This is a genomic window from uncultured Martelella sp., from assembly GCF_963677965.2.
Classification (GTDB): Bacteria; Pseudomonadota; Alphaproteobacteria; order Rhizobiales; family Rhizobiaceae; genus Martelella; species Martelella mangrovi.
The window spans coordinates 242,576-259,916 of record NZ_CAXXFM010000001.1 but is presented as its reverse complement, the minus strand read 5'-3'; the positions used below and the strand labels follow the sequence as shown (position 1 = coordinate 259,916).

Annotated in this window: 20 protein-coding genes; 18 read left to right on the top strand and 2 right to left on the bottom strand. The window is 59.6% G+C overall.

Annotation, left to right across the window (positions count from 1 at the left end; translation table 11 throughout):
* Window positions 1-58: 58 nt before the first annotated feature.
* Both ACHZCU_RS01475 and ACHZCU_RS01470 read right to left on the bottom strand, forming a co-directional pair.
* Window positions 59-3,388, bottom strand: coding sequence for a transglutaminase family protein (locus ACHZCU_RS01475; RefSeq protein WP_319517354.1), 3,330 nt, complete (start codon window positions 3,386-3,388; stop codon window positions 59-61).
* A gap of 198 nt (window positions 3,389-3,586) precedes the next feature.
* A complete protein-coding gene (locus tag ACHZCU_RS01470; RefSeq protein ID WP_106310304.1) occupies window positions 3,587-3,877 on the bottom strand; it encodes a transcriptional regulator in 291 nt (96 codons plus the stop codon).
* A gap of 202 nt (window positions 3,878-4,079) precedes the next feature.
* Here ACHZCU_RS01470 and ACHZCU_RS01465 point away from each other — a divergent pair, with 202 nt between their 5' ends.
* From ACHZCU_RS01465 to rplN, 18 genes are all read left to right on the top strand, one after another.
* Complete coding sequence (locus tag ACHZCU_RS01465; protein ID WP_319517353.1) at window positions 4,080-4,742, top strand: DUF1906 domain-containing protein; 663 nt, start codon at window positions 4,080-4,082, stop codon at window positions 4,740-4,742.
* Window positions 4,743-4,900: 158 nt separating this feature from the next.
* Window positions 4,901-6,526 (top strand): ABC-F family ATP-binding cassette domain-containing protein, encoded by a 1,626-nt coding sequence (locus ACHZCU_RS01460; RefSeq protein WP_319517352.1) that lies wholly within the window; start codon window positions 4,901-4,903, stop codon window positions 6,524-6,526.
* Between the two features lie 399 nt (window positions 6,527-6,925).
* A complete protein-coding gene (gene rpsL / locus ACHZCU_RS01455) occupies window positions 6,926-7,297 on the top strand; it encodes a 30S ribosomal protein S12 (RefSeq protein WP_018065617.1) in 372 nt (123 codons plus the stop codon).
* Between the two features lie 74 nt (window positions 7,298-7,371).
* Window positions 7,372-7,842, top strand: a complete 471-nt coding sequence (rpsG, locus tag ACHZCU_RS01450; RefSeq protein ID WP_106310313.1) for a 30S ribosomal protein S7 — start codon at window positions 7,372-7,374, stop codon at window positions 7,840-7,842.
* 27 nt (window positions 7,843-7,869) lie between these two features.
* Entirely contained in the window at window positions 7,870-9,969 is a 2,100-nt protein-coding gene (gene fusA / locus ACHZCU_RS01445; protein WP_319517351.1) for an elongation factor G, read from the top strand.
* A gap of 69 nt (window positions 9,970-10,038) precedes the next feature.
* Window positions 10,039-11,214, top strand: coding sequence for an elongation factor Tu (tuf, locus tag ACHZCU_RS01440; RefSeq protein WP_319517214.1), 1,176 nt, complete (start codon window positions 10,039-10,041; stop codon window positions 11,212-11,214).
* 149 nt (window positions 11,215-11,363) lie between these two features.
* A complete protein-coding gene (gene rpsJ / locus ACHZCU_RS01435) occupies window positions 11,364-11,672 on the top strand; it encodes a 30S ribosomal protein S10 (RefSeq protein ID WP_018065614.1) in 309 nt (102 codons plus the stop codon).
* 129 nt (window positions 11,673-11,801) lie between these two features.
* Window positions 11,802-12,497 carry a 50S ribosomal protein L3 gene (rplC, locus tag ACHZCU_RS01430; RefSeq protein WP_106313018.1) on the top strand — a complete coding sequence of 232 codons (696 nt, stop codon included), beginning with the start codon at window positions 11,802-11,804 and terminating at the stop codon, window positions 12,495-12,497.
* Window positions 12,497-13,117, top strand: a complete 621-nt coding sequence (rplD, locus tag ACHZCU_RS01425) for a 50S ribosomal protein L4 (RefSeq protein WP_106313021.1) — start codon at window positions 12,497-12,499, stop codon at window positions 13,115-13,117. Before rplC ends, rplD begins: the two co-directional genes overlap by 1 nt.
* Entirely contained in the window at window positions 13,114-13,407 is a 294-nt protein-coding gene (locus ACHZCU_RS01420) for a 50S ribosomal protein L23 (protein WP_106313024.1), read from the top strand. Before rplD ends, ACHZCU_RS01420 begins: the two co-directional genes overlap by 4 nt.
* Before the next feature lie 41 nt (window positions 13,408-13,448).
* Window positions 13,449-14,285, top strand: a complete 837-nt coding sequence (rplB, locus tag ACHZCU_RS01415; protein ID WP_319517350.1) for a 50S ribosomal protein L2 — start codon at window positions 13,449-13,451, stop codon at window positions 14,283-14,285.
* A gap of 15 nt (window positions 14,286-14,300) precedes the next feature.
* Window positions 14,301-14,579: a 30S ribosomal protein S19 gene (gene rpsS / locus ACHZCU_RS01410; protein ID WP_024708105.1), complete on the top strand. Its 279-nt coding sequence runs from the start codon at window positions 14,301-14,303 to the stop codon at window positions 14,577-14,579.
* 2 nt (window positions 14,580-14,581) lie between these two features.
* Window positions 14,582-14,965 carry a 50S ribosomal protein L22 gene (gene rplV / locus ACHZCU_RS01405; RefSeq protein WP_106313030.1) on the top strand — a complete coding sequence of 128 codons (384 nt, stop codon included), beginning with the start codon at window positions 14,582-14,584 and terminating at the stop codon, window positions 14,963-14,965.
* The gene (gene rpsC / locus ACHZCU_RS01400; protein ID WP_319517349.1) at window positions 14,965-15,678 is read left to right on the top strand and encodes a 30S ribosomal protein S3; all 714 of its coding nucleotides are present in this window, start codon (window positions 14,965-14,967) and stop codon (window positions 15,676-15,678) included. The genes rplV and rpsC overlap by 1 nt, the downstream gene beginning before the upstream one ends.
* Window positions 15,679-15,714: 36 nt before the next feature.
* Window positions 15,715-16,128: a 50S ribosomal protein L16 gene (rplP, locus tag ACHZCU_RS01395; RefSeq protein WP_106313035.1), complete on the top strand. Its 414-nt coding sequence runs from the start codon at window positions 15,715-15,717 to the stop codon at window positions 16,126-16,128.
* 12 nt (window positions 16,129-16,140) lie between these two features.
* Window positions 16,141-16,341 carry a 50S ribosomal protein L29 gene (gene rpmC, locus ACHZCU_RS01390; protein WP_024708101.1) on the top strand — a complete coding sequence of 67 codons (201 nt, stop codon included), beginning with the start codon at window positions 16,141-16,143 and terminating at the stop codon, window positions 16,339-16,341.
* Between the two features lie 21 nt (window positions 16,342-16,362).
* Window positions 16,363-16,599 carry a 30S ribosomal protein S17 gene (gene rpsQ / locus ACHZCU_RS01385; protein ID WP_106313038.1) on the top strand — a complete coding sequence of 79 codons (237 nt, stop codon included), beginning with the start codon at window positions 16,363-16,365 and terminating at the stop codon, window positions 16,597-16,599.
* A gap of 367 nt (window positions 16,600-16,966) precedes the next feature.
* Window positions 16,967-17,335: a 50S ribosomal protein L14 gene (gene rplN / locus ACHZCU_RS01380; RefSeq protein WP_106313041.1), complete on the top strand. Its 369-nt coding sequence runs from the start codon at window positions 16,967-16,969 to the stop codon at window positions 17,333-17,335.
* The last annotated feature ends 6 nt before the right edge of the window (window positions 17,336-17,341 follow it).

Here is a 17,341-nt window from a genome sequence, read left to right as displayed (position 1 = left end):
TCTCAGTCATCGTCCCATTGGATGCGGGCGGTTTTTCTCGCCGCCCGCCGCCGAAATTCTAGAGCCCGGCCGGCCGCCTCAGGTCGAGCGTCAGCGGAAATTCCGCATTCGGCGCGTCATTAAAGGCGGCATAGTGCCCTGCGGTATGCCCTGACGGCTCGAAGCGCGCCAGACGTCGTGCTTCCGCCTCATTGCTGTTGACCGGGAAGGTTTCATAATTCCGCCCGCCGGGATGCGCAACATGGTAGATGCAGCCGCCCACCGATCTTGCAGACCATGTGTCGTAAATGTCAAATGTCAGGGGCGAGTTGACCGGTAGCAGCGGATGCAGGCCGGCTGCCGGCTGCCACGCCTTGAAGCGCACGCCGGCGACCGAGATGCCGGATTTTTCCGTTGGCTTGAGCGGCACCTTGCGGCCATTGCAGGTGACGATGTAGCGCTCCGGCGCATTGCTTTCCAAAAGCACCTGCAGGCGCTCGACGGAGGAATCGACATAGCGCACCGTGCCGCCGATGGCGCCGTGTTCGCCCATCACATGCCAGGGTTCCAGCGCCTGACGCAATTCCAGCCGGTTGCCTTCATATTCGACCTCGCCGAAGAAGGGGAAGCGGAACTGCAGCTGCGCCTCGAACCATTCCGGCCGGAATTCCAGCCCGTTTTCCTTCAGGTCCTGCAGCACATCCATAAAGTCCTGCCAGACATAATGCGGCAGCATGAACCGGTCGGCCAGCGCCGTGCCCCAGCGGATGAACTTGCCCTCGACCGGGTTTTTCCAGAACCGCGCCAGAAGCGCACGCACCAGCAATTGCTGGGCAAGGCTCATGCGGGCATTCGGCGGCATTTCGAAACCGCGGAATTCGACAAGGCCGAGGCGGCCGGTTGGCCCGTCGGGCGAAAACAGCTTGTCGATGCAGATTTCTGCCCGATGGGTGTTGCCGGTGACATCGATCAGCAGGTTGCGAAACAGCCTGTCGGTGCCCCAGGGCAGCGGCGGGGCAAAGCCCGATTGCGGATGCGGGATCTGCGAAATCGCGGTTTCCAGCTCGTAAAGCCCGTCATGGCGCGCCTCGTCGATGCGCGGCGCCTGGCTGGTCGGGCCGATGAACAGGCCGGAAAACAGATAGGACAGCGAGGGGTGGCGCTGCCAGTGGAGCACCACGCTTTTCAAAAGGTCCGGCCGCCGCAGGAACGGGCTGTTGCCGGGATTGGCGCCGCCGACCACCACATGATTGCCGCCGCCGGTGCCGGTATGGCGGCCGTCGATCAGGAACTTGTCGGCGCCGAGCCGGGTCTGGCGGGCTTCTTCGTAAAGCGTGGTGGTGGTTTCCACGCATTCCCGCCAGTTGGAGGCGGGGTGGACATTGACCTCGATGACGCCGGGATCGGGCGCGACCCGTATGACGTTGAGCCGCTCGTCGTCCGGCGGTGCGTAGCCTTCGATATGGACCGGAAGGCCCAGTTTTTCCGCAGCGCGTTCGGTGGAGGCGATCAGGTCGAGATATTCCTCCAGCGTTTCGAGCGGCGGCATGAACACGCAAAGCCGTCCGTCGCGGGGCTCCACCGAAAGCGCGGTACGCACAGCCCCGCCAATGGCCGGCCCGGGCATGCGCTGCGGTGTCTGCGGGTTTTCCTCAAACGGCGTGAACTGGGTTTGCGGCAGCGGGCGTCCCTCGTCGATCCGGTAGTCGGGCAGGGGATCACGTTTGACCGACGGATCGCGCGGATTGATGAAGGGATATTGCGATTCCGGTATCCAGGCGAGTGAATCGAGCGGCAGGCGGAAACCGACCGGGCTGTCGCCGGGAATGAGGAAAATGCGGCCGCGCCGGGTCTTCCATTTCTCAGATACCCATCTGACGCCCGATGCCCGGCCCTGCCAGGCCTGAACCGGGAGAATATAGCCGGCCGGTTTCGTCAGGCCGCGTTCGAACACGCGGGTGATGCGGGCGCGGTCCTCGGCGTTTTTCAGCTTCGGGTTCGACGGGTCGACATTTTCGGGCAGGTTGCCCTCGCGGAGCAGCCATTCGGCGGGATCTTCAAACGCGGGCGCGACGTGATCGGGGTCGATATCCAGCTCCGCGGCAATCGCCTGCATCAGCGCGCCGGCATCGTTTTCATCGGCGGATGTGTCGGTATGTTCCTCGGCGATCAGGTCCTGATTGTTCCAGACCGGCAGTTCATCCTTGCGCCAGTAGAGCGAAAAGGTCCAGCGTGGCAGGCTTTCGCCCGGATACCACTTGCCCTGGCCGTAATGCAGGAAACCGCCCGGCGCGAAGCGTTCGCGCAGACGGCGGATCAGGTTATCGGCAAGGCCGCGTTTGGTGGGACCGACGGCGCCGGTGTTCCATTCATCGGCCTCGAAATCGTCGATGGAAACGAAGGTTGGCTCGCCGCCCATGGTCAGCCGCATGTCGGTTTCCTCGATCAGCCTGTCGACCTTGTCGCCGAGCGTATTGAGGGCCTCCCAGCTTTCGTCGGAAAACGGCTTGGTGATGCGCGGGTGTTCGGCCACGCGGGTGATCGACATGTCGAAATCGAAGCTGGTTTCCGCCTTGCCTGAATAGCCGCCGGTGATCGGCGCGGCATTGCGGTAATGCGGGGTTGCCGCCAGCGGAATGTGGCTTTCGCCGGTCAGCAGGCCTGACGTGGGGTCAAGGCCGATCCAGCCCGCGCCCGGCAGGAAAACTTCGGTCCAGGCGTGGAGGTCGGTGAAATCGTGATCGGTGCCCGACGGGCCGTAGAGCGCCTTCAGGTCCGGCTCAAGCTGGATCAGGTAGCCGGAGACGAACCGGGCGGCAAGGCCCATATTGCGCAGCACCTGCACCAGCAGCCAGGCGCTGTCGCGACACGAGCCGGACGCCCGCTCCAGCGTTTCCTCCGGCGTCTGCACGCCCGGCTCCATGCGGATGATATAGTTGACGTCATGCTGCAGGCGGGCATTGATGCCGACGATCATGTCGACCGTGCCCTGGCCGGGCGAAAGGTCGAGTTTGTTCATGAACGCCTTCAGCCGCGGTCCCATCTGCTCCGGCTTCAGATAGATCGACAGATCCTCGCGGATCGCCTCGTCATAGTCGAACGGATATTTGGTTGCCTGTTCTTCGACGAAGAAGTCGAAGGGATTGTAGACCGTCATGTCGGCGACCAGATCGACCTCGATCTTGAACTCGGTGACCGGCTCGGGAAACACGAAACGGGCCTGGTAATTGCCGTAGGGGTCTTGCTGAAGATTGACGAAGTGGTTCTCCGGCGTGACCTTCAGCGAATGCGAGATGACTTTTGTCTTGGAATGAGCCGCCGGCTTCAACCTGATGATCTGCGGTCCGAGATTGACGGGATTGTCGTATTTATAATGGGTAAGGTGATAAATCGCTGCTTTGATTGACATCTGCGTCCTTGCCGGCCGTGAAAGACATTTCCCGCCTGCGCCGAAAACGTCCTTTCATGTTCCCCTGTTCTTTTACAGGGAAGTTTGGGCAAAGCTTGGCGATAAAGCAAGCAAGATCACGCGCCTGGCGTGAAATTCAGGATGGATGCGATACCGGCAGCGTGCAGCGATTCCGGAAGCCGTTTGAACGCGGTCTGTCTATCCGCCGAGCTTGACGATCGCGACTTCGCCTTCCAGTGCCGTCTGGTAGGCCGAGGCATGCGGTTCCTCGTCGGGGATTTCGGTGATCATGCCGATCTGGTCGAGGTCGGCTTCCGAATAGCCTTCATTGGCCAGCGCGTTCAGCGTGTTGCGCACGGCGGTGTCCTCGTCGGGGGCGGCGATGATCACGTGAACTTCGGCATCGCCGTTCCATTCGTGATAAACCTTGCCGGTGATGATGAAGACCATGCGCTCGCCGTCGCTGGTATAGCCGGGAATGGCAATCATGTCTGATCCTTTCGTTTGTTCCGTCCCTCTCATATAGCGGCCGCGCCGACAAGCCGTTCTGCAGGGAAAGGGCGCTCTTCAGGCCGACAGCCTGCGCCAGAACTGTGTCGCGATGCAACCGCTGGAATTTCCTTTTGGTTGCGATTGTCGTTATTTAGTATATTATAAGTTGCGTTTATGAATCCGGTAGGGACGGTGACCCATGCACAAGATCATTGATACCCCTTGGGATACGACGTCATATATCTCTCAGCTGAAAAGCGGCGGTGTCGAGACCGTCATCCGTTACTATAACCATGAAAATTCCGAGAGCCTGCCTGAAAAGCAGCTTGGCGGCAGTGAGGCCGCGGCGCTTGATGCGGCCGGGCTTTCGCTCGCGGTGATCTTCGAGCAGGATGGCGGCGCCGGCGGACAGATCGGCGATCTCGATGCCACTGCGGGAAAGAGCGATGCCGCCCAGGCGCTGGCACTGGCCAAAACACTTGGCCAGCCTCATGGCTCGGCAATCTATTTCTCAGTGGATTATGACTATTACCAGCAGAGTGACCTCAACCGGATCGCGCCCTATTTCGCCGCCGTCGCCGTTGCGCTAAAGGGGGTGTTCCGGGTCGGGGTCTATGGTTCGGGTACGGTCTGCACGGCGATGGAGGATGCCGGCCATGCCGAACTGATCTGGCTTGCCGGCTCCACAGGGTGGTCCGGTACACAGCAGATGCTTTCAACGGATCGCTGGGCGCTGTTCCAGAGCGAAATGAATATCAGCGCCCCGCTGCCGCATGACGGAAACACGGCTTCATCGTCCTTTCCGAATTTCGGCCAGTTCACGCTGGGCGGCGCATCGCACGGCGAACCCTTGCTGGCGTGATGCCGGGCAACACGCTTTTCGCGCCACGCCTTGCCTTGAAAAAGCCCGGCGCTGGCGTTATCTCTCATGTTCGGAAAGCAAACCAACCGGAGTGTACCGCAAAATGATTTCTCACCTGAAGACAGCAAACGCACTGGCTTTACGGGAGAACTCTTTTTATGCACGCCACCATCACACTTTCCGGCCTGTCCTTCACCACCGCTGACGGGCACTTCATTTTCGACAATATCGATGCTGTCTTCGGACCGGGCCTGACCGGGCTTGTCGGGCGCAATGGCGTCGGCAAGACGACGCTGCTGAAGCTGATCGCCGGCCGGACAACACCGACCTCCGGCGCGGTTTCGGTTGCGGGCCGGCTGTCGCTGTTCGATCAGACGGTTTCCCCGAAAGCGGGAGAGACGCTCGCCGATTGCTTCGCGATCCGCGCCATGCTGGAGATGATCGAGGCGGCAAGCCAGGGCAGGGCAAGCATTGAGACCATGGAGCGGATCGACTGGCTCGCCGAAGAAAAGGCCGTCGCGGCTTTGTCCCGGTTCGATATCGCCTATCCGCTGACGACCCCGCTTTCTTTGCTTTCCGGCGGCGAACTGACACGCGCGCGGCTTGCGGCTCTCATTTATGATGCGCCGGATTTTATCCTGCTTGACGAGCCGACCAATAATCTCGATGCCGCCGGGCGCAGCTATCTCCTGGATTTCCTCCACAGCTGGCGTGGGGGCGCGCTTGTCGTCAGCCATGATCGGGAACTGCTGGAGGCGATGACCGAAATCGTTGAACTCACCAGTCACGGTATGACGCGCTATGGCGGTAATTTCAGCTTCTATGAACGGGAAAAGGCGGCAGAGCTGGCAAACCGCGAAAAACGCCTTGGCGAAGCGGAACGCGAGGTGCGGCAGGCTTCCGCTGCCGCGCGCCAGCGGGCCGAGCGCAAGGCCCGCACCGATGCAAAGGGCCGCAAAGTGCGCAAGCGCCGCGATATGCCGAAAATGGTGCTCGATGGCATGAAGTCTCAGGCCGAGGCGACGGAAGCCCGGCAAAAGGCGCTGAAAGACCGGGAAGCCGAAAAGGCGACCGAGGCGCTGGCAGAGGCGCGGTCGCATCTTGAGGTGATCGCGCCGTTCTCGATCACGCTGCCGCCCTCGGGCTGCGCTGCCGGGCGCCGGGTGCTCAGAGCCGACCGTCTTGCCGGCGGCTATGATGTCGACGCGCCGCTCTTCCGCGATCTTTCCTTCGAAATGATCGGGCCCGAGCGCGTGGCGATCGAAGGCAGGAATGGCGCCGGCAAATCGACGCTTGTGCGCACCCTGACAGGCCGGCTTGAGCCGATTGCCGGAACGGCGGAGATCGCGGTGCCGTTTGCATTGCTCGACCAGACGGTGTCGCTTCTTGATGGCGCGGCGAGCGTTCGCGACAATTTCAGGCGCATCAACCCGGATGACGACGAGAATGCCTGCCGGGCGGCGCTGGCGCGGTTTCGCTTCCGCGCCGATGACGCGCTGAAGCGGGTCGCGGATCTGAGCGGCGGCGAATTGCTGAGGGCGGGCCTTGCCGCTGCGATCGGCGGCAGCCGCCCGGCGCAGCTTCTTGTCCTCGACGAGCCGACCAACAATCTCGACCTGGAAAGCCTGGCGACGCTGGAGGCGGGACTCAATGCCTATGACGGCGCGCTGCTTGTCATCAGCCACGATCCGGTGTTTCTGGGGAGAATCGGTATTGAGACACAGATCGTGCTTTCCGGCGACGGCACGGTCGGACGACATAATATTGCGTCTGACCCGGCTTGAAATGCGTCAAAATTGCCTGAAGCGGCAGGGCGGGCCGAAAAGCCATGCCGGCAAGCCCCGAGATTCAACAATTTCGGGGCTGTGGACTTGACGGCGTTAACCGAAATGAGTATGTCGGCGCCAACAGAACCCATGTGAGGCATGGCCGTTCGGGAAGCCTAATGTCCCGGAGTTCACCTCAGACTAGGTTCTCATACAGCACGTTGAAGATCAAATGCTGCACGCATGACGCGGCAAGGCGCCTGTGTCCTCTGCTTTAAGGTCCATCTGCCGGGAAGGCGGGTCGGGCCGTGCTTGTGCGCATATAGGCGCTGAATGTGCTTCTGATCGCCGGTGACGGCATTGAATTGAAATGCCCCACAAGGGCGACGAGACACGAAATTCTAAAGGGATGGGTATATGCCTACCGTAAACCAACTGATCCGCAAGCCGCGCCAGCCTCAGGTCAAGCGGAACAAGGTTCCCGCGCTGGAACAGAACCCGCAGAAGCGCGGCGTTTGCACCCGCGTCTACACCACGACGCCGAAGAAGCCGAACTCGGCTCTGCGTAAGGTTGCCAAGATTCGTCTGACCAATGGCTTCGAAGTCATCGGCTACATTCCGGGTGAAGGTCATAACCTTCAGGAGCACTCCGTCGTCATGATCCGCGGCGGCCGCGTGAAGGACTTGCCGGGTGTTCGTTACCACATCATCCGTGGTGTTCTGGATACCCAGGGCGTCAAGAATCGTAAGCAGCGTCGTTCGAAGTACGGTGCGAAGCGTCCGAAGTAATTCGGTTTTCATTTTTCTGGCGCTGCGCGAGGTTCTCCGCGTTTTAAGTGCCGCAACTGTTGAGAGACAAAAGTATGTCACGACGCCATAGTGCAGAAAAGCGTGAGATCAATCCGGATCCCAAGTTCGGTGATCTGGTGATCAGCAAGTTCATGAATGCCATCATGCTTCATGGCAAGAAGTCGGTCGCCGAGTCGATCGTCTATGGTGCGCTCGACGCGGTCGAGGGCAAGATGAAGCAGGACCCGATCGAGGTCTTTCATCAGGCGCTCGAAAACGTTGCGCCGCATGTTGAGGTTCGTTCCCGCCGCGTTGGTGGTGCAACCTACCAGGTTCCGGTCGACGTTCGTCCCGAGCGCCGTCAGGCTCTCGCGATCCGCTGGTTGATCGCTGCTGCCCGCAAGCGTAACGAAACCACCATGATCGAGCGCCTGTCCGGCGAGCTCATGGACGCTGCGAGCAACCGCGGTTCTGCTGTCAAGAAGCGTGAAGACACGCACAAGATGGCCGACGCCAACCGCGCATTCTCCCATTACCGCTGGTAATACAGATACGAGGGAAGGCCTAACATCATGGCTCGCGAATATAAAATCGAAGATTACCGTAATTTCGGTATCATGGCGCACATCGACGCTGGCAAGACCACGACGACCGAGCGCATCCTCTTCTACACCGGCAAGTCGCACAAGATCGGTGAAGTTCACGACGGCGCAGCCACGATGGACTGGATGGAGCAGGAGCAGGAACGTGGCATCACGATCACGTCCGCTGCGACCACGACCTTCTGGGAAGGCCGTGACGGCAAGAAGCGTCGCTTCAACATCATCGACACCCCCGGACACGTTGACTTCACCATTGAAGTTGAGCGTTCGCTGCGCGTGCTTGACGGTGCTGTCGCGCTGCTCGACGCCAATGCCGGTGTTGAGCCGCAGACGGAAACCGTCTGGCGTCAGGCTGACAAGTACAACGTTCCGCGGATGATCTTCTGCAACAAGATGGACAAGATCGGCGCCGACTTCTATCGCTCGGTCGAAATGGTCAAGTCCCGTCTCGGTGCGATCCCGGTTGTCATCCAGCTGCCGATCGGCGCTGAAAACGACTTTGCCGGCGTGATCGACCTGATCGAGATGAAGGCACTTGTCTGGGACGGTGAGCACCTCGGCGCTCAGTGGGATATCACCGATATTCCTGCCGACATGAAGGAAAAGGCCGAAGAGTGGCGCGAAACGATGATCGAAACGATCGTCGAAGTCGATGAAGCTGCGATGGAAGCCTATCTGGAAGGCGAAATGCCCTCCAACGACAAGATCCGCGAGCTTATCCGCAAGGGTACCATCAGCGTTCAGTTCTACCCGATGATGTGCGGTTCGGCCTTCAAGAACAAGGGCGTTCAGCCGCTGCTCGACGCTGTTGTCGACTTCCTGCCGTCGCCGATCGACATCGAATCCATCAAGGGTATCGACGTCAAGACCGAGGCCGACATCGAGCGTCATGCCGATGACAACGAGCCGCTTTCCATGCTGGCGTTCAAGATCATGAACGACCCCTTCGTCGGTTCGCTGACGTTCTGCCGTGTCTATTCGGGCACGATCGAAAAGGGTTCGTCGGTGATGAATACGGTCAAGGAAAAGCGCGAACGCGTTGGCCGTATGCTTCAGATGCATTCGAACTCGCGTTCGGACATCGAGATTGCCTACGCCGGTGACATCGTTGCGCTGGCCGGCCTGAAGGAAACCACCACTGGTGACACGCTCTGCGATCCGCTGAAGCCTGTTATTCTGGAACGGATGGAATTCCCCGAGCCGGTTATCCGGATCGCCATCGAGCCGAAGACCAAGGCCGACCAGGAAAAGATGGGTATCGCTCTCAACCGTCTTGCTGCCGAAGATCCGTCCTTCCGCGTTTTCTCCGATGAGGAAAGTGGCCAGACGATCATCGCCGGCATGGGTGAGCTTCACCTCGATATTCTCGTCGACCGCATGAAGCGTGAATTCAAGGTTGAGGCCAACGTCGGTGCGCCGCAGGTTGCCTACCGCGAAACCATCACCCAGGCACACGAAGAAGATTACACCCACAAGAAGCAGTCGGGTGGTTCGGGTCAGTTCGCCCGCGTCAAGATCATCTTCGAACCCAACCCGGATGGCGAAGATTTCGTCTTCGAATCCAAGATCGTCGGCGGTTCTGTTCCGAAGGAATACATCCCCGGTGTTCAGAAGGGTATCGAGAGCGTTCTGTCGTCCGGTCCGCTGGCCGGCTTCCCGATGCTCGGCATCAAGGCCACCCTCATCGATGGTGCCTACCACGATGTCGACTCCTCGGTTCTGGCCTTTGAAATCGCCTCGCGCGCCTGCTTCCGTGAAGCTGCCCGCAAGGCCGGTGCCCAGCTCCTCGAACCGGTCATGAAGGTCGAGGTTGTGACGCCGGAAGATTATGTTGGCGACGTCATCGGCGATCTGAACTCCCGCCGTGGCCAGATCCAGGGCCAGGAGCCGCGCGGCAATGCGACGGTTATCGACGCTCAGGTGCCGCTGGCCAACATGTTCAAATACGTCGATACGCTGCGCTCGATGTCGCAGGGCCGTGCCCAGTATTCGATGGTCTTTGATCACAACGCACCCGTGCCGTCGAATGTCGCACAGGAAATTCAGGCGAAGTATTCCGGTTCCAAGTAACCGGGATACACCCGTAACGCATAAATGAGATAACCCCGTCGCGGGGTCTGAAAAGAATAGGAGCCTAAAATGGCAAAGGCAAAGTTTGAGCGGAGCAAACCGCACGTCAACATCGGCACGATTGGTCACGTTGACCACGGCAAGACGACACTGACGGCTGCGATCACGAAGTTCTTCGGTGACTTCCGTGCGTATGACCAGATTGACGCGGCGCCGGAAGAAAAGGCACGCGGCATCACCATCTCGACGGCACACGTCGAGTATGAGACGGAAAAGCGCCACTACGCGCACGTCGACTGCCCCGGCCACGCCGACTATGTGAAGAACATGATCACCGGTGCTGCCCAGATGGACGGCGCGATCCTGGTGTGCTCGGCCGCTGACGGCCCGATGCCGCAGACCCGCGAGCACATCCTGCTTGCCCGTCAGGTTGGCGTTCCGGCCATCGTTGTCTTCCTCAACAAGGTTGACCAGGTCGACGACGAAGAGCTTCTCGAGCTCGTCGAAATGGAAGTTCGCGAACTTCTGGACTCCTACGAGTTCCCCGGCGACGAAATCCCGATCATCAAGGGCTCGGCTCTGGTTGCTCTGGAAGATGGCGACAAGGCTATCGGCGAAGACGCAATCCGCGCCCTGATGGCTGCTGTTGACGACTACGTCCCGACGCCCGAGCGTCCGGTTGACCAGCCGTTCCTGATGCCGATCGAAGACGTTTTCTCGATCTCCGGCCGTGGTACGGTTGTGACCGGTCGTGTTGAGCGCGGCATCATCAAGGTTGGCGAAGAAGTCGAAATCGTCGGCATCAAGGACACGCAGAAGACGACGGTTACTGGCGTTGAAATGTTCCGCAAGCTGCTCGACCAGGGCGAAGCCGGCGACAACATTGGCGCACTGATCCGTGGTGTTCAGCGCGACCAGGTTGAGCGTGGCCAGATTCTCTGCAAGCCCGGCTCGGTTACGCCGCACACGAAGTTCAAGGCAGAAGCCTACATCCTGACCAAGGATGAAGGTGGCCGTCACACGCCGTTCTTCACGAACTACCGTCCGCAGTTCTACTTCCGTACGACGGACGTGACCGGTGTTGTCACGCTGCCGGAAGGCACGGAAATGGTCATGCCGGGCGACAATGTTACGGTTGACGTCGAGCTGATCGTTCCGATCGCGATGGAAGAAAAGCTGCGGTTTGCTATCCGCGAAGGCGGCCGCACCGTCGGCGCCGGCATCGTGGCCGCTATCGTCGAGTAATCGACGCGCGACAGGCACTTTTGATTGAGGTAGGGACGGGGCAAAACCTGTCCCTACTTTTGAAGATTGAAGTGTGCGGTCGAAGTTCAATGAATGCGCCTGATCGATGACGAAAAGGCGGGAAGAAGAAGAAGACAAGGACGAGTCGCATGAACGGCCAGAATATCCGCATCCGCCTGAAGGCGTTTGATCACCGGATCCTTGATGCCTCCACGCGTGAGATCGTTTCCACGGCCAAGCGCACCGGTGCCAATGTACGCGGTCCGGTTCCGCTGCCGACCCGGATCGAGAAGTTCACGGTCAACCGTGGCCCGCATATCGACAAGAAGAGCCGCGAGCAGTTTGAAATGCGCACCCACAAGCGCCTGCTCGACATTGTCGATCCGACCCCCCAGACGGTCGATGCTCTGATGAAGCTCGATCTGGCTGCTGGTGTCGACGTAGAAATCAAGCTCTGATTTTTCAGGGTAGGGATAATTAAACGGGACCAATCGCTGCACCCGCTCTAGGGCGATGTGCATGACGTCCCAAACAGAGACACGCCAGGGCCGCGAGGGCTTGGCCGGAACTCTAAAAGGAACGAACCGATGCGTTCAGGTGTGATAGCACAAAAGGTGGGAATGACCCGCGTCTTCAATGACGCAGGAGAGCATATCCCGGTAACAGTTTTGCGAATGGACGGCTGCCAGGTCGTCGCAACGCGCACAAAAGAAAAAAACGGCTATACGGCAGTTCAGCTCGGTGCAGGTCGTTCGAAGGTCAAGAATACGTCGAAGGCTCTGCGCGGCCATTTCGCTGCCGGTTCGGTTGAACCGAAGGCCAAGCTGGTCGAATTCCGCGTTTCCGAAGACAACCTGCTCGATGTTGGCGCCGAACTGACGGCCAGCCACTTCGTTTCGGGGCAGCTTGTCGACGTTACCGGCACCACCATCGGTAAGGGTTTTGCCGGTGCGATGAAGCGCCACAACTTCGGCGGCCTTCGTGCCACCCACGGTGTTTCGATCTCGCACCGTTCGCATGGTTCGACCGGTTCCAACCAGGATCCGGGCAAGGTCTGGAAGGGCAAGAAGATGGCCGGTCACATGGGCCAGACCCGTGTCACCACCCAGAACCTTGAAATTGTCCGCACCGATGAAGAGCGCGGTCTGATCCTCGTCAAGGGTGCCGTCCCCGGTTCCAAGGGCGCGTGGATTACGGTTCGCGATGCTGTGAAGTCCGGTGTTCCTGAAAATGCGCCGCGGCCGGCTGGCCTGCGTGCGGCTGAAGCCAATGGAGCCGAATAATGGATCTCACTGTAAAAACACTTGAAGGCAAGGATGCCGGCAAGCTCAGCCTGAAGGACGAGATCTTCGGCCTGGAGCCGCGCGAAGACATCCTCGCTCGCATGGTCCGCTATCAGCTCGCTGCAAAGCGTCAGGGCAGCCACAAGACCAAGAGCCGTTCGGAAGTCGCCCTTACGGGTGCCAAGATGTACAAGCAGAAGGGCACGGGTAACGCCCGCCACCACGCCAAGCGTGCGCCGCAGTTCCGCGGCGGTGGTCGTGCTCATGGTCCCGTCGTTCGCGATCACGGCCATGACCTGCCGAAGAAGCTGCGCGCTCTGGCGCTCAAGCATGCGCTGTCGTCCAAGGTGAAGGCTGAAGAGCTGATCATCGTTGACGATCTCGTTGCCAAGGAAGCCAAGACCAAGGCGCTGGTTGCACAGTTCGCCGGCCTCGGCCTGGATAGCGCTCTGATCATCGGCGGTTCGGAAGTCGACGGCAACTTCAAGCTTGCTGCCCGCAACATTCCGAATATCGATGTTCTGCCGGTTCAGGGCATCAATGTTTACGACATTCTGCGCCGTGGAAAGCTGGTGCTTTCCAAGTCCGCAGTCGAAGCTCTGGAGGAGCGGTTCAAATGAGCGATATCCGCCATTACGACGTGATCGTTTCGCCGGTCATCACTGAAAAGTCGACGCTGGTTTCGGATAACAACCAGGTTGTCTTCAACGTTGCCAAGGGCGCAAGCAAGCCTGAGATCAAGGCCGCCGTCGAAGAACTCTTCGGCGTCAAGGTCAAGGCCGTGAACACGCTGGTGCGCAAGGGCAAGATCAAGCGCTTCCGGAACTTCTCCGGCAAGCAGAAGGACGTCAAAAAGGCGATCGTCACGCTGGCTGAAGGTCAGTCCGTAGACGTGACGACCGGCGTTTGAAACAGGCCCGGTAGGGTAAAAACCCAATAGGGAATGAGAAAATGGCATTGAAAACATTCAATCCGACAACGCCGAGCCAGCGCCAACTGGTGATCGTCGAGCGTTCGGAGCTTTACAAGGGCAAGCCTGTCAAGGCCTTGACCCAGGGGCTGTCTTCCAAGGGCGGCCGCAACAACTACGGTCGTGTGACTGCACGCTTCCAGGGCGGCGGTCACAAGCGGACCTACCGCATGATCGACTTCAAGCGTCGCAAGCTTAATGTCGAAGGTACGGTCGAGCGTCTGGAATACGACCCGAACCGTTCGGCTTTTATCGCGCTCGTCAACTATTCCGACGGCGAACTGGCCTACATCCTGGCGCCGCAGCGGCTTGCCGTCGGCGACAAGGTCATGGCCTCCGACAAGGCAATCGACGTGAAGCCGGGCAACACCATGCCGCTTCAGTACATGCCGGTCGGCTCGATCGTGCACAACGTCGAGATGAAACCGGGCAAGGGCGGTCAGATCGCCCGTTCGGCTGGCACCTATGTGCAGCTCGTCGGTCGTGACCAGGGCATGGCGATCCTTCGCCTGAACTCCGGTGAACAGCGTCTCGTTTCTGGCTCTTGCCTTGCGACCATCGGCGCTGTATCGAACCCCGACCATTCCAACACGAATGACGGCAAGGCCGGTCGTTCGCGCTGGCGGGGCAAGCGTCCGCATGTTCGCGGCGTTGTCATGAACCCGATCGACCACCCGCACGGTGGTGGTGAAGGCCGTACATCCGGTGGCCGTCATCCGGTCTCGCCCTGGGGCAAGCCCACCAAGGGCAAGCGCACGCGCAAGAACAAGTCGACCGACCGGTTCATCATGCGCTCGCGTCACCAGAAGAAGAAATAAGAGAGGTAGTCTGAAATGGCTCGTTCAGTATGGAAGGGACCGTTTGTTGACGGCTATCTTCTCAAGAAGGCTGAGAAGGTGCGTGAAGGCGGTCGCCACGAAGTGATCAAGATCTGGAGCCGTCGCTCCACGATCATGCCGCAGTTCGTTGGCCTGACCTTCGGCGTCTACAATGGTTCCAAGCACATTCCGGTCTCCGTGTCGGAAGAGATGGTCGGCCACAAGTTCGGTGAATTTGCACCGACCCGTACCTATTACGGTCACGGCGCCGACAAGAAGGCGAAGAGGAAGTAATAATGGGCAAGGCAAAAGCCGCACGCCGGCTCAAGGAAAACGAGGCGCAGGCTGTTACGCGCACGATCCGCGTCAGCCCGCAGAAGCTCAACCTCGTCGCCGCCATGATTCGCGGCAAGAAGGTTGACCGGGCGCTGGCCGATCTCGAATTCTCGCAGAAGCGGATTTCCGAGACCGTGCGCAAGACGCTGGAATCGGCCATCGCCAATGCTGAAAACAACCATGATCTCGACGTCGATTCGCTGATCGTCGCCGAGGCCTATGTCGGCAAGTCGATTGTCGCCAAGCGCTTCATGGTTCGTGGCCGCGGTCGCGCTTCGCGCATCCTGAAGCCGTTTTCACATCTGACGATTGTCGTCCGTGAAGTCGAAGAGGAGGCCGCATAATGGGTCAGAAAATCAATCCGATCGGTTTCCGCCTCGGCATTAACCGCACCTGGGACAGCCGCTGGTTCGCTGACAATCACGAATACGGCAAGCTGCTTCATGAAGACCTGAAGATCCGCAGCTACATCCAGAAGGAACTGAAGCAGGCGGGTGTTTCCAAGGTCGTCATCGAGCGTCCGCACAAGAAGTGCCGCGTCACGATCCATTCGGCCCGTCCGGGTCTCATCATCGGCAAGAAGGGCGCTGACATCGAAAAGCTGCGCCGTCAGCTGTCGACGATGACCGACTCGGAAATGCACCTCAACATCGTTGAAGTGCGCAAGCCGGAAACCGACGCCACGCTGGTCGCACAGTCGATCGCTCAGCAGCTCGAACGCCGCATCGCCTTCCGCCGCGCCATGAAGCGCTCGGTTCAGTCGGCCATGCGTCTCGGCGCTGAAGGTATTCGTATCGTCTGCTCGGGCCGTCTTGGCGGCGCTGAAATCGCACGTACCGAATGGTATCGCGAAGGCCGGGTTCCGCTTCACACGCTGCGCGCCGATATCGACTACGGCACGGCTGAAGCTGAAACCGCATACGGCATCTGCGGCATCAAGGTCTGGGTCTTCAAGGGCGAAATCCTTGAGCACGATCCGATGGCCTCCGAGCGTCGCGCGACCGAGGGCGACAACAAGGGTAACAGCGGCAACAATCGCCGCCGCGAACACGCCTGATCTGGCGCTGTCCGCGAAGTTCGGAGATAGAAGAAAATGTTGCAGCCAAAGCGTACAAAGTACCGCAAGCAGTTCAAGGGGCGCATCCATGGCGTTGCCAAGGGCGGCAGCGATCTGGCTTTCGGTGAATATGGGCTGAAGGCGCAGGAACCCAACCGCGTCAACGCACGTGAAATCGAGGCGGCCCGCCGCGCGATTACCCGTCACATGAAGCGTGCCGGTCGTGTGTGGATCCGGATCTTCCCCGATACGCCGGTCACCTCCAAGCCGACCGAAGTGCGTATGGGTAAAGGTAAGGGCGGTGTCGATTACTGGGCGGCCCGGGTCAAGCCTGGCCGGATCATGTTCGAAATCGATGGTGTGAGCGAAGAGATTGCTCGTGAAGCCCTGCGCCTCGGCGCGGCCAAGCTTTCGGTCAAGACGCGCTTTATCCAGCGTATCGCAGAATAAGGAGTGGTACTGATGAAAACTTCTGACGTACACGCCATGACCGAAGACCAGCTCAAGGACGAGCTTGCCAAGCTGAAGAAGGAGCAGTTCAACCTGCGCTTCCAGAAGGCAACCGGACAGCTGGAAAAAACGGCGCGCATCAAGGAAGTGCGCCGCGACATCGCGCGTGTGAAGACCATTGCTGCCCAGAAGGCAGCAGCCGCCAAGGCTTGAGATTAAAGGACCGACAAGAAAATGCCTAAACGCATCCTGCAAGGCGTTGTCGTAAGCGACAAGAACGATAAAACGGTCGTAGTCCGGGTTGAGCGTCGTTTCGCCCACCCGCTGATGCAGAAGACTGTTCGCCGCTCGAAGAAGTACAAGGCGCATGACGCCGAAAACCAGTACAAGGTCGGAGATACCGTATTCATCGAAGAATGCGCTCCGGTTTCCAAGGACAAGCGCTGGACGGTCGTTTCCGCCCAGGCTTGACATCAAAATTGAGCAGCTATTTCGCCGGGCCCCTTGCGCTTTGGCGAAATATCTGTATGTAGCACGGCATTGAGATGCGGGGGCGTCCGGCAACGGGCGGCCTTTTCCGTAAGGGCTTTCCCCTTCAAAAAGGGTGTTTTCGCCCCGAAAGACGCTACAACAAGACGCTCTGGCTCTTGCACACGGCGCGATTGTCCCGGAAAAAATCCTTTCCGGACGGCGCCGGCCTGAAAGTGCTGGACAGGAAATTCAGGCGACCGCCGGGTCTGGTCAAGGACAGGGCGGGCGCCTCGATACGTGTCGATTAAGCTGGTCTAGGGGGCAGAGGTGCCCAACCGGGCCGGTAACAACAAGAAGGCGACCTGATATGATTCAGATGCAAACAAACCTCGACGTGGCGGATAATTCCGGCGCACGTCGTGTCATGTGCATCAAGGTTCTGGGCGGCTCAAAGCGCAAATATGCCTCGATCGGCGACATCATCGTCGTATCGGTGAAAGAGGCTGTTCCGCGCGGGCGCGTCAAGAAGGGCGATGTGATGAAGGCCGTTGTCGTTCGCACGGCAAAGGACATCCGCCGCGCTGACGGCTCCGTCATCCGCTTCGACGGCAATGCCGCCGTTCTGATCAACAACAACAAAGAGCCGATTGGTACGCGTATCTTCGGGCCGGTTCCGCGCGAGTTGCGTGGCAAGAGCCATATGAAGATCATCTCCCTGGCTCCGGAAGTTCTGTAAGGGAGC

Excerpts from the sequence above, each read along its gene's own strand:
- rpsQ (WP_106313038.1), top strand. The coding sequence starts at position 16,363 with ATGCCTAAACGCATCCTGCAAGGCGTTGTCGTAAGCGACAAGAACGAT.
- rpmC (WP_024708101.1), top strand. The coding sequence starts at position 16,141 with ATGAAAACTTCTGACGTACACGCCATGACCGAAGACCAGCTCAAGGAC.
- ACHZCU_RS01420 (WP_106313024.1), top strand. The coding sequence starts at position 13,114 with ATGAGCGATATCCGCCATTACGACGTGATCGTTTCGCCGGTCATCACT.
- rpsL (WP_018065617.1), top strand. The coding sequence starts at position 6,926 with ATGCCTACCGTAAACCAACTGATCCGCAAGCCGCGCCAGCCTCAGGTC.
- ACHZCU_RS01465 (WP_319517353.1), top strand. The coding sequence starts at position 4,080 with ATGCACAAGATCATTGATACCCCTTGGGATACGACGTCATATATCTCT.
- rpsG (WP_106310313.1), top strand. The coding sequence starts at position 7,372 with ATGTCACGACGCCATAGTGCAGAAAAGCGTGAGATCAATCCGGATCCC.
- rplD (WP_106313021.1), top strand. The coding sequence starts at position 12,497 with ATGGATCTCACTGTAAAAACACTTGAAGGCAAGGATGCCGGCAAGCTC.
- ACHZCU_RS01475 (WP_319517354.1), bottom strand. The coding sequence starts at position 3,388 with ATGTCAATCAAAGCAGCGATTTATCACCTTACCCATTATAAATACGAC.
- rplV (WP_106313030.1), top strand. The coding sequence starts at position 14,582 with ATGGGCAAGGCAAAAGCCGCACGCCGGCTCAAGGAAAACGAGGCGCAG.
- rplC (WP_106313018.1), top strand. The coding sequence starts at position 11,802 with ATGCGTTCAGGTGTGATAGCACAAAAGGTGGGAATGACCCGCGTCTTC.
- rpsJ (WP_018065614.1), top strand. The coding sequence starts at position 11,364 with ATGAACGGCCAGAATATCCGCATCCGCCTGAAGGCGTTTGATCACCGG.
- tuf (WP_319517214.1), top strand. The coding sequence starts at position 10,039 with ATGGCAAAGGCAAAGTTTGAGCGGAGCAAACCGCACGTCAACATCGGC.
- ACHZCU_RS01470 (WP_106310304.1), bottom strand. The coding sequence starts at position 3,877 with ATGATTGCCATTCCCGGCTATACCAGCGACGGCGAGCGCATGGTCTTC.
- ACHZCU_RS01460 (WP_319517352.1), top strand. The coding sequence starts at position 4,901 with ATGCACGCCACCATCACACTTTCCGGCCTGTCCTTCACCACCGCTGAC.
- rpsC (WP_319517349.1), top strand. The coding sequence starts at position 14,965 with ATGGGTCAGAAAATCAATCCGATCGGTTTCCGCCTCGGCATTAACCGC.
- rpsS (WP_024708105.1), top strand. The coding sequence starts at position 14,301 with ATGGCTCGTTCAGTATGGAAGGGACCGTTTGTTGACGGCTATCTTCTC.
- fusA (WP_319517351.1), top strand. The coding sequence starts at position 7,870 with ATGGCTCGCGAATATAAAATCGAAGATTACCGTAATTTCGGTATCATG.
- rplB (WP_319517350.1), top strand. The coding sequence starts at position 13,449 with ATGGCATTGAAAACATTCAATCCGACAACGCCGAGCCAGCGCCAACTG.
- rplN (WP_106313041.1), top strand. The coding sequence starts at position 16,967 with ATGATTCAGATGCAAACAAACCTCGACGTGGCGGATAATTCCGGCGCA.
- rplP (WP_106313035.1), top strand. The coding sequence starts at position 15,715 with ATGTTGCAGCCAAAGCGTACAAAGTACCGCAAGCAGTTCAAGGGGCGC.